This window comes from Kitasatospora sp. NPDC057518 (assembly GCF_042802075.1).
GTDB lineage: Bacteria > Actinomycetota > Actinomycetes > Streptomycetales > Streptomycetaceae > Kitasatospora.
The window spans coordinates 1-9,168 of record NZ_JBHVEU010000357.1; the positions used below are offsets into that span (position 1 = coordinate 1).

The following is a 9,168-nucleotide window of genomic DNA, read 5'->3' on the forward strand; positions in this document are numbered from 1 at the left end:
GGGTGGCCGGCGGCGCGGTCCGGGTGTGGGAGGTCGGCAAGGCGGCAGCGTCCGGTGAAGGTCGGCGGTGGTCACGGTGTGGCGTGAGGGCCTTCCGGGTGCCGGTGCGGGGTGTCGCAGTCCGCAGCGAGCCGGAAAGGCCCTCACTGAACCCCGTCACCCGCCGTGGCGGTCAGTACGTCCAGGCGAACGGATCGGCCGTCACTTCCGCTGCCGCGGAGGTGTTCCCAGTCGCCCCAGCGAACGGTCGGGCACGGTGAGGAGGAAGAGCAGGGCCGCGCCGCCGAGCATGAACAGCGCGAGCTGGTGCAGCCCGGCCGTGGTGGCACCGTGCGGGAAGAAGGCGGCGTTCGCGGCGGAGGCCGCCATGGCGCCGAGGTACATGAAGGTGCGCAGCAGCCCGGCCGCCGAGGCGATGGCGGCGGGGTCCGCCTGGTGGTAGAGGGCGGCCTGGGTGCCGAGCCCGATCAGCCCCTGTGAGACACCCGCCAGCACGCCGACTCCGATCAGCAGGGCGCCCGGGCTGTTCGCGTGGACCAGCAGCAGGGCGGCGCAGGCCGCGATCTGGCAGGCGGAGCCGACCAGCAGTTTGCCGCGGACGCCCGGACTGCGGCCGCTGGCCCCGGCGGCCGCGAGCGCGGTCAGCGAGAGCGGCAGCAGCACGAGTCCGGCGGTGGCGGCGGACAGGCCGCGCCCCTCCTCCAGCCACTGGGTGTAGCCGTAGAGGAAGGCGTAGATGGCGGTGTAGCCGAGCACCTGGCGCAGGTAGGTGGCGATCAGCGGGCGGTTGCCGGCGAGCGCCCGCAGGTCGATGAAGGGGGCGCGGGCCCGCCGCTCGCGGAGGGCGAAGGCGACGGCTGCCAGGAGGGCGAGCACCGGCAGGTACCAGCGAGCAGGGCCCGGCTTCATCAGGAACAGCATCAGGGCGAGCAGGAGGACCGCGAACAGCGCGATCCCGAGGTGGTCGAGGCGTTCCGGACGCCCGGGGCGCTCCCCGCCGTCGGCAGGGTCCGGGCGGCGGGCGGTGACGGGCAGCCGCGCCGCACCGAGCGCCAGGCAGGCCAGTGACAGCGGGACGTTGACGGCGAAGACCGTCCGCCAGCCGCCCGCGCCGATCAGCAGACCGCCGAGGGTGGGGCCGACCACCGCGACGGTCTGGTTGGCGACGGCCAGTACCGTCAGCACCCCGGTGGGGCTGGACCGCCCGGTCCGCTCGGCCTCGCTGCGGGTCAGGTGCATCGCGGCGGGGTAGGCCGCGGAGGTCCCCAGTCCGAGCAGCACCCGGGCGGTGATCAGCATTCCGAGCGACGGGGCGAGCGCACCGAGCAGTCCGGCGAGGCCGACCAGGGCCGTCCCGGCGAGGTAGAGCCGGCGCGGGCCGTGGGTGTCCACCAGCCGCCCGATCACCGGCTGGCCGATGGCGGTGGCCAGGTAGAGCCCGGTGACCAGCCAGGCGGTCTCGGCGGGCGGCGCGCCGAAGGCGGCGCCGACGGGCACCAGGGCCACCGCGATCATCGACGAGTTGATCGGGTTGAGCACCGAGCCGAGCACCATCGGCGCGATCAGCCGGCGGTTGAACCCGTCGTCCGGGGCGGGCTGCCGACGGCGCGGCCGGAGTCGGGCGAGCAGGGCGGCCGGGCCGGTCATCACCGGTTCAGCCGGTCTATCAGGGCCAGCGCCTCCAGCACGGTGGCGCGCTCGGCCTCGGTGTAGTGCTCCGCCATGGCCCGGGTCAGCCACTCCTCACGGGCCTGGCGGCTGTCCGCGACCCGGGCCAGGCCGACCTCGGTGAGGCTGACCACCTGACGGCGGCCGTCCTCGGGGTCGGGGCGGCGCCCGACCAGTCCGTGCTGTTCCAGCGCGGCGAGGGTGGCGGCCATCGACTGCGGACGGACCCGCTCGGCGGCGGCCAGCGCGCTGGCGGAGGCCGGACCGTCGTTGATCAGCCGGCTGAGCACGGCGGTCTGGGAGGGCGTCAGGTCGCTGGTGCCGCTCGCCTCCCGGAGGGTGCGGCGCAGCCGGCTGAAGACGGCGCGCAGTTCACGGGCGGCCAGCGCCGCGCTGTCGGGAACCACGGTTTCGGCGGACCCGGCGGACCCGGCGGGCCCGGCGGGGTCGGCCGGGGCGGTACGGGCGGTTCGCTTCTCGGTCACGGTTCCACGGTAATTTCATCAGTCTGGACTGTCCAGTCTGAACTGAAGATTTCCTGAGGGCGGACCGGGCCCTCCACCACCCGTGCCCCGGCCCGGCGGCGGGCCCGGATAATGACGGCATGATCGACAAGCAGCTCCGTGTCGTCCTCGCCGAGGACTCGGTGATCCTCCGGGACGGCATGGTCGAACTCCTCACCGCCCGGGGGTGCGCGGTGGTCGCCACCGCCGGGACGGCACCCGAGCTGATCGCCGCCGTCACCGGGCACCGGCCCGACGTGGCCGTGGTGGACATCCGGATGCCACCCACCCACACCGACGAGGGCATCCGAGCAGCCGTGGAGATCCGGGCCACCCTGCCGGAGGTCGGCATCCTGGTCTTCTCCCAGCACGTCGAGACCGCCTGGGCGGCCCGGCTGCTGGCCGACGGCGCCTCCGGCATCGGCTACCTCCTCAAGGAGCGGGTGGCCCGCACCTCCGAGTTCGTCGACGCCCTGCACCGGGTCGCCGCAGGCGGCACGGCCCTCGACCCGGAGATCGTCAACGGTCTGCTGCACGGCGGGCGGCGCAGCCGGGTGGACGCGCTCACCCCGCGCGAGCGGGAGGTGCTGGAGCTGATGGCACAGGGGCACTCCAACCGTTCGATCGCCACGCTGCTGGTGGTCTCGGAGCGGGCGGTGGAGAAGCACGTGGCCGCCGTGTTCGGCAAGTTCGACCTGCCCGCGACCGACGCCGACAACCGGCGGGTCAAGGCCGTGCTCGCCTACCTCGCGGAAAACGGCGCCTCCTGAGGTAGCACCTCCCGGGACGGCGACCCCGACCGCCCGGGCCGTGGCCACCGGTCAGAGCCGGCCGGGCAGTTCGGCGCTGACCGCCGTCGGCCCGCCGGGCGGGCTGTCCACCCGCAGCGTCCCGTCCAGCACCGCGAGCCGCTCGGCCAGGCCGGTGAGCCCGCTACCCGCACCGATCACGGCGCCGCCGTGCCCGTCGTCGCGCACGGTCAGCCGGACCCTCCCCTCGGCGGCGCTCACGCTCAGCTCCGCCGACCGCGCGCCACTGTGCTTGGCCACGTTGGTCAGCAGTTCGGCCGCACAGAAGTAGACGGCCCGCTCGATCGCCTCCTCCGGACGCTCCCGAAGGTCCAGCCGGACGTCGACCGGCACCGGCGAGGTGGCGGTCAGCCCCGGCAGCGCCTCGGCCAACCCGCCCTCCAGCGCCACCGGGTGGATGCCCCTGGTCAGCCGGCGCAGACCGGTGATGGTGTCCTCGGCCTGCCCACGGGCCCGGTCCACCAGGGTCCGCAGCCGCCCGAGGTCGAGCCCGTCCGAGCCACCCTCGGCCGGAACGCCCACCGGCGGAAGGCCCCCCGGCGGCGCGCCCGCCCCCAGCACGTCGTCGGCCAGCGACAGCGTGATGGCGAGCGCGACCAGCTGCGCCTGGGTGCCGTCGTGCAGGTCGCGTTCCAGGTGCCGCAGTCGGTCGGTGCCCTCGGCCAGCAGGATGGACCGGGCCTTCTCCAGCTGACGCACCCGCTGGTCCGAGCGCACCGGCCCGAGCAGGGTACGGGCCAGCGTGCGGTTCGCCCCTCCGAGCGCCTGCACCGCCGCTGGTACGGCGACCAGCACCGCGAGGCCGATCGGGATCGCGCCCAGGTCCAGCAGGCCGATCGACCTCGGGCCCGGCTCCATCATCCGCACCCAGAGCGGGAAGCCCACCAGCCAGACGCTTCCGAGCGGGAGCCCGACCACGGCCAGGAAGCCGAGCACGCCCAGCGGCAGCCGCAGGAAGAGGTAGAGCAGCGCCCGCCAGGCCACCGGATCGGTCAGCACCACCCGGCCCCGCGCGAACACTCCGGCCGGACGCGGCAGCGGCCGCGGTGCCGGCACCTCCTCCCCGAGCAGCCGCGCGACCAGCCACCGGTGCAACCCGCCGAGCCTCCTCGCCCCGAGCAGCGCGGCCGCCACGAACGGCAGGCCCAGCACGGTGAGCGAGAGCAAGGCCCCCGCGTAGAGGACGGCGACGGCGTACCCGCCGCCGAGCACCCCGAGCGGCAACCCGAGCACCGCGAAGGCCAGTTCACCACCGCGCACCGACCGGTACCGCCGCCGCTCAGCCACCGTCCACCTCACCACTCGCCCACCGACACCCACCGACAATCACTGACCAGCACTCACCGACCGGCATTCAGCCGCCGACCGGCCCCCAGCATCCACCAGGACCCGCCCGGACCACCGCATCCACCTGCCCTTCCGTCCGCACGGCCCCTCGGACAGCCATGGCACCGACCCCGCGCCCACCCGCCGTGGACGCCGGCCGCCGCCTCCTCCGCCTCACCCCCGCTCCCCGCCCGTCGTCTCCACCGCCGAACCGCCGACCGCCCACAGCCCCGTGCCCACGATCCCCGGCACCGTGAGCACCACCGCCCCCAGCACCACCCAGGCGCACGCCGCGCCCGGCACCACCGGCACCACCGAGCCCGTCACCGCCAGGCTGAACGCCCCCGAGGCCGCGGCCGCCACCGCCGCACCCAGCAGCACACCGATCGCCGTGGTCAGGACCGCCTCCACGCCGAGCATCCACAGCAGCTGCCGCCGCGTCGCCCCGACCAGGCGCAGCAGCGCGAACTCGCGGCGCCGGTCGGCGGTCAGCGCCACCAGGGTGTTGACCGTGGAGACCGCCGCGAAGCAGACCAGCATCCCGAGCTCCGCCTCGCGCAGCCAGATGTCGCTCTGCTTGGTGACGCTGGTCGCGGCGCCCGTCGCCCGGACGACGTGCTCGGCGGTGCCGGTCAGGACCAGCAGGGTGCCGGAGAGCCCGACGAGCAGCGCGACCGGCACCACCGCCGAGGAGAGCCGGGCCGCGTAGCCGCGCAGGTTGGCGTCCGCCAGCCAGCCCGCCCGGGGCGCGAGCACCCGCGCCGGGGCGCCGAGCACCGCCGCCAGGACCCGCGCCGCCACCGGCCCCAGTAGTCCGACCGCGACCAGCAGCACCAGCGAGCCGAGCAGCGCGGCCTGCCCCGCCTTGTCCAGCTCTCCGGCCGGCCGGCTCGCCGCCAGTCGCAGCAGCAGCCCACCACCCGCGAGCACCGCCAGCCCGGCGAGCACCCGCGGCACGGGCGTCCGCCGTGGCCCGCCCGCGCCCTCGGTCAGTGCGGCGGCCGGGGCGGGCCGGGTGATCCGGCGGGCCGCCACGGCACTGGCCGCCAAGCCCACCAGCAGCGCCACCGCGAGCCCGATCAGCGCCGGCACCGGCGCCCCGGGTATGCGCAGCCCGGGTGCGGCCATGCCGCGCCGCTGGAGTGCGGCGAGGAAGGCCCGGGCGGCGAGGAAGCCCACCAGGCCGCCCGGCCCGGACACCAGCAGGGTGGTCGCCACCACCTGCGCGCGCACCACCCGCCGGACCTGACGGGGTGTCGCCGCGACGGTGCGCAGCAGCGCCAGGTCGCGGTGCTGCTGGCGCAGGGTGAAGCCGAGGGCGTTGACCACGACGAACAGCGCGACCAGGACGGCGATCTCGCCGAAGGCCCCGGCGATCAGCACCAGGCCGGGCCCGGACACCGCCGTGCGCGCCACCGCGGCCGGCGCCGTGACCTGTGCGGCGACCAGCGACCCGAACAGCGTCACCGCCGCCACCGCCAGGAACAGCGCCGTCCCCAGCCCGGCGAAGGAGGCCGGGCGGCGGCGGATCTGCCCCGCCGAGAGGCTCAGTACGGGACTGCTCATCGTGCTCACCCGCCCAACCGGCTCAGCCGCTCGGCGACCTGCGCGGCCGTCGGCGCGGTCAGCTCGTCCACCAGCAGGCCGTCGGCCAGCAGCAGCACCCGGTCCGCGTACCCGGCGGCGACCGGGTCGTGGGTGACCATCACGCAGGTCCGGCCGTCGGTGTCGACACCCGAGCGCAGCAGACCGAGGACCTCCTGCCCGGTGGCCCGGTCCAGCGCGCCGGTCGGCTCGTCGGCGAACAGCACCTCCGGCCGGGAGACCAGCGCCCTGGCTATCGCCACCCGCTGCTGCTGACCGCCCGACAGCTGCCCGGGCCGGTGCCGCTCCCGCCCGGCCAACCCGACCCGGGCCAGCGCCTCCCGCACCGCGGCCCGCTCCGGCGGCCGCCCGGCGAGCCGGCCGGGCAGCTCGACGTTCTGCCCGACCGTCATCGCCGGCATCAGGTTGAAGGCCTGGAACACGAACCCCACCCGGGTGCGGCGCAGCTCCGCCAGCCGCCGCTCGGGCAGCCCGGACACCTCCGTGCGGCCCCACCGCACGGTGCCCCCGGTCGGACGGTCCATCCCGGCCAGGCAGTGCAGCAGGGTGGTCTTGCCGGAGCCCGACGGCCCCATCACCGCCGTGAACGTCCCCGGCGCGAAGGCCACCGAGACCCCGCGCAGCGCCTGTACGGCCGCCGTGCCCCGCCCGTACCGCCGGTGCAGCCCCACCGCGCTCAGGGCCGCGTCCGTCACCCCGTCGTGCGCCGCCGTGGCGGCGGCTGTCGTCATCCCGTTCATGCCCTCCATCGTGGGCGTCCGGGGCCGGGAGATCGATTGTGCTGGCACCCGAATCCGGGGTTCGGAAAACCGAACCCCGCAGGTGGTGCTACGTCCCCTCGGGCGGGTTGCGGGCCTCCCCGGCCCGGATCGCTCCCGCCCGGTCGTCGCACTCGTACTCCGGTCCGGTCAGCGGCCCGAGCCGGTCGACCGCCTCCGCCGTGCGCGGATCGTCCCGGAGGGCGAGGCCGCAGGCCGCCTCCAGGCGCACCGGCCGGTCGTCCACGTCCAGCAGTGCCGCCAGGGCGTCGGCGACCTCGGGCGTCCGGTCGGCGGACGGGGCCAGGACGGACGCGGCGGCGTGCCGCAACCCGACGGCCTCCTCCTCCGGGCACTCACGACCGCCCAGGGCTCGGAGGACCTCGGCGAGCACCCCGCCGTCCGGCTCGGCCGACGCCCAGGCGACGAGCAGCTCCGTCTCCTCCGCCTCGTACTCGACCGCGTGCCCCATCCGCAGGAGCGGGGTGTCGCACAGGAAGGCCGCGACGAAGCGGCGGTGCGCGGGGTCGGGGTGCCGGTGGTGGGCCGTCAGGGCCGACCAGGTCTCCCGACTTCGGCGTTCCCCGAGCACGAACCGGACGGCCTGCTGCCCGACGTGCCCCGGCTCCCGGTGCCGGACTGCCCTGGCCACCAGCTCGTCGACCGGGGTGAGGACGCGGAACCGCCACTCCAGCCCGGTCAGCACGGCCCCGTGCCCGGCGCGCACGGTCAGCCCGCCGAGGGAGACCTGCTCGACGTCCGCGTACTGCTCGGTCGCCCACACCCGCTCCGCCGGCCCCACGGCCCCGGTCCGTCGCCGCAGTTCCTCCTCCGTCCCCGTCTCGTGCCAGGCCCTGGCCAGGGCGAGCAGGTGCTCACGGGCGTCGGCGGGCATCCGCAGCGCCGGGTCCTTCCCCAGGACCGCCCCGACCAGCGCCGACGAACCGAGGTCAACCGCGCGCAGCAGCGGGGTCGTCCCGTCGGGCAGCGGACGGTCCGGATCGGCACCGTGGTCGACCAGGACACCGGCGACCTCGTGATCGAGCCCGTTCACGGCCACCCACAGCAGGGGCAGCCCGTCCGCATCGCAGGCGCTCGGATCCGCGCCCGCGGCGAGTGCCTCCCACACGCCGTCGACATCCCGCGCCCGTACCGCCGCCACCAGCCGCCCGTCCGCCGTCATCCGCCGACTCCCCCTCGCCGCACAGCCTCCACCGGCGCACCCTAAGCCCGCCGGAGCCGGGCACGCCCTCCCCTTTTACGCCCCCGCCTCCCGCCGGGCCCGCCCGACCGGGAATCATGATCCGGTGACCATCGACCTGCTGCCCGAGCCGCGCTTCGGCCCCACCGAGGCGGAGGCGTGCGGGCTGCCGGTCCCGTACGGCGGGCTGCTGCCCGGCGGGGTGCGCGGCACCTTCGTCCGCGGCTGCTCCCGGGCGACGGCCTGCTCCTCCAGCCGGGCGGGCGCATCCCGCCGCTCGCCGTAACCGCACCCGGCCCCCGCTTCCCCATCCCTCACCACGCCACCCACCCACCCACCCACCCACAGGAGTCACCATGACCACCACCCCCCTGACCGTCGCCGTCCTCGGCCCCGGAGGCGTCGGCGGACTGATCGGCGGGCTGCTCGCCCGCGACGGCCACCGGGTCGTCTGCCTGGCCGGCGAGGCGACCGCGGCCGCGATCGCGCGGGACGGACTGCGGGTCCGCAGCGCCGAGTTCGGCGAGTTCACCGTCCGGGTGGAGGCGGCGACCGAGCTGCGCGAGCCGGTCGACGCCGTCTTCGTGACGGTCAAGGAGACGGCGCTGGCCGCCGCGCTGGACCGGTTGCCCGCGGAGGTGCTCGGCACCGGGATCGTGGTGCCGCTGCTCAACGGTCTGGACCACATGGCCGTGCTGCGCGAGCGCTACCCGGCCGCACGGGTGGTGGCCGGCACGATCCGGGTCGAGGCCGCCCGGACGGCGCCCGGGCTGATCGAGCACACCAGCCCGTTCGCCGCCATCGAGCTGGGTGCGAACGCCGAACCCGATTCCCCCGTGGCCGAGTTCGCCGAGCGGCTGCGGCACACCGGTCTGGACGTCGCACTGCGCGAGAATGAGACGGCGATGCTGTGGAGCAAGCTCTCCTTCCTCGCCCCGTTCGCCCTGCTGACCACCCGCCACGCGAGCGGGATCGGCACCGTACGCACCGAGCACCGGGGCGAACTCCTCGCCGTGCTGGACGAGATCACCGCCGTCACCCGGGCGGTCGGCGCGCCGGCGGACGCGCAGACGCTGCTCGCCTCCTTCGACCGCATCCCCGGGACGATGAGGTCCTCGATGCAGCGCGACGTGGAGGCCGGACGGCCGACCGAGTTGGACGCCATCGGCGGCGCCGTGCTGCGGGCGGCCGACGCGCACGCGGTGGCGGTGCCGACCATCGCCCGCCTGGTGCACGACCTGACCGAATCCGCCAACCGGTAGCGCCTGCCCGGGCGTTCACCCCGCGGACGGCACCGC

Annotated in this window: 9 protein-coding genes; 3 read left to right on the forward strand and 6 right to left on the reverse strand. The window is 75.9% G+C overall.

Features of this window, described 5'->3' with window-relative positions:
• Positions 1–201 precede the first annotated feature (201 nt).
• Positions 202–1,647, reverse strand: coding sequence for an MFS transporter (locus ACFU7Z_RS29270; protein WP_380780745.1), 1,446 nt, complete (start codon positions 1,645–1,647; stop codon positions 202–204).
• Entirely contained in the window at positions 1,647–2,075 is a 429-nt protein-coding gene (locus tag ACFU7Z_RS29275; RefSeq protein ID WP_049654197.1) for a MarR family winged helix-turn-helix transcriptional regulator, read from the reverse strand. The genes ACFU7Z_RS29270 and ACFU7Z_RS29275 overlap by 1 nt, the downstream gene beginning before the upstream one ends.
• A gap of 197 nt (positions 2,076–2,272) precedes the next feature.
• On the opposite strand from ACFU7Z_RS29275, the gene ACFU7Z_RS29280 reads away from it, so the two are divergent.
• Complete coding sequence (locus ACFU7Z_RS29280; protein ID WP_380780748.1) at positions 2,273–2,941, forward strand: response regulator; 669 nt, start codon at positions 2,273–2,275, stop codon at positions 2,939–2,941.
• Positions 2,942–2,992: 51 nt separating this feature from the next.
• Here ACFU7Z_RS29280 and ACFU7Z_RS29285 read toward each other — a convergent pair whose 3' ends face one another.
• The 4 genes from ACFU7Z_RS29285 to ACFU7Z_RS29300 form a co-directional block, all read right to left on the reverse strand.
• Positions 2,993–4,267, reverse strand: coding sequence for a sensor histidine kinase (locus ACFU7Z_RS29285; RefSeq protein ID WP_380780750.1), 1,275 nt, complete (start codon positions 4,265–4,267; stop codon positions 2,993–2,995).
• A gap of 213 nt (positions 4,268–4,480) precedes the next feature.
• The gene (locus ACFU7Z_RS29290) at positions 4,481–5,872 is read right to left on the reverse strand and encodes an FtsX-like permease family protein (protein ID WP_380780752.1); all 1,392 of its coding nucleotides are present in this window, start codon (positions 5,870–5,872) and stop codon (positions 4,481–4,483) included.
• A gap of 5 nt (positions 5,873–5,877) precedes the next feature.
• Positions 5,878–6,642, reverse strand: a complete 765-nt coding sequence (locus ACFU7Z_RS29295) for an ABC transporter ATP-binding protein (protein WP_049658819.1) — start codon at positions 6,640–6,642, stop codon at positions 5,878–5,880.
• A 97-nt stretch (positions 6,643–6,739) separates the two neighbouring features.
• Positions 6,740–7,852, reverse strand: a complete 1,113-nt coding sequence (locus ACFU7Z_RS29300) for an ankyrin repeat domain-containing protein (RefSeq protein WP_380780755.1) — start codon at positions 7,850–7,852, stop codon at positions 6,740–6,742.
• 124 nt (positions 7,853–7,976) lie between these two features.
• On the opposite strand from ACFU7Z_RS29300, the gene ACFU7Z_RS29305 reads away from it, so the two are divergent.
• Together ACFU7Z_RS29305 and ACFU7Z_RS29310 are read left to right on the forward strand one after the other, a co-directional pair.
• On the forward strand, positions 7,977–8,156 hold the full coding sequence (locus tag ACFU7Z_RS29305; protein ID WP_380780756.1) for a hypothetical protein: 180 nt from the start codon (positions 7,977–7,979) through the stop codon (positions 8,154–8,156).
• Positions 8,157–8,226: 70 nt separating this feature from the next.
• Positions 8,227–9,132, forward strand: a complete 906-nt coding sequence (locus ACFU7Z_RS29310) for a ketopantoate reductase family protein (protein WP_380780758.1) — start codon at positions 8,227–8,229, stop codon at positions 9,130–9,132.
• The last annotated feature ends 36 nt before the right edge of the window (positions 9,133–9,168 follow it).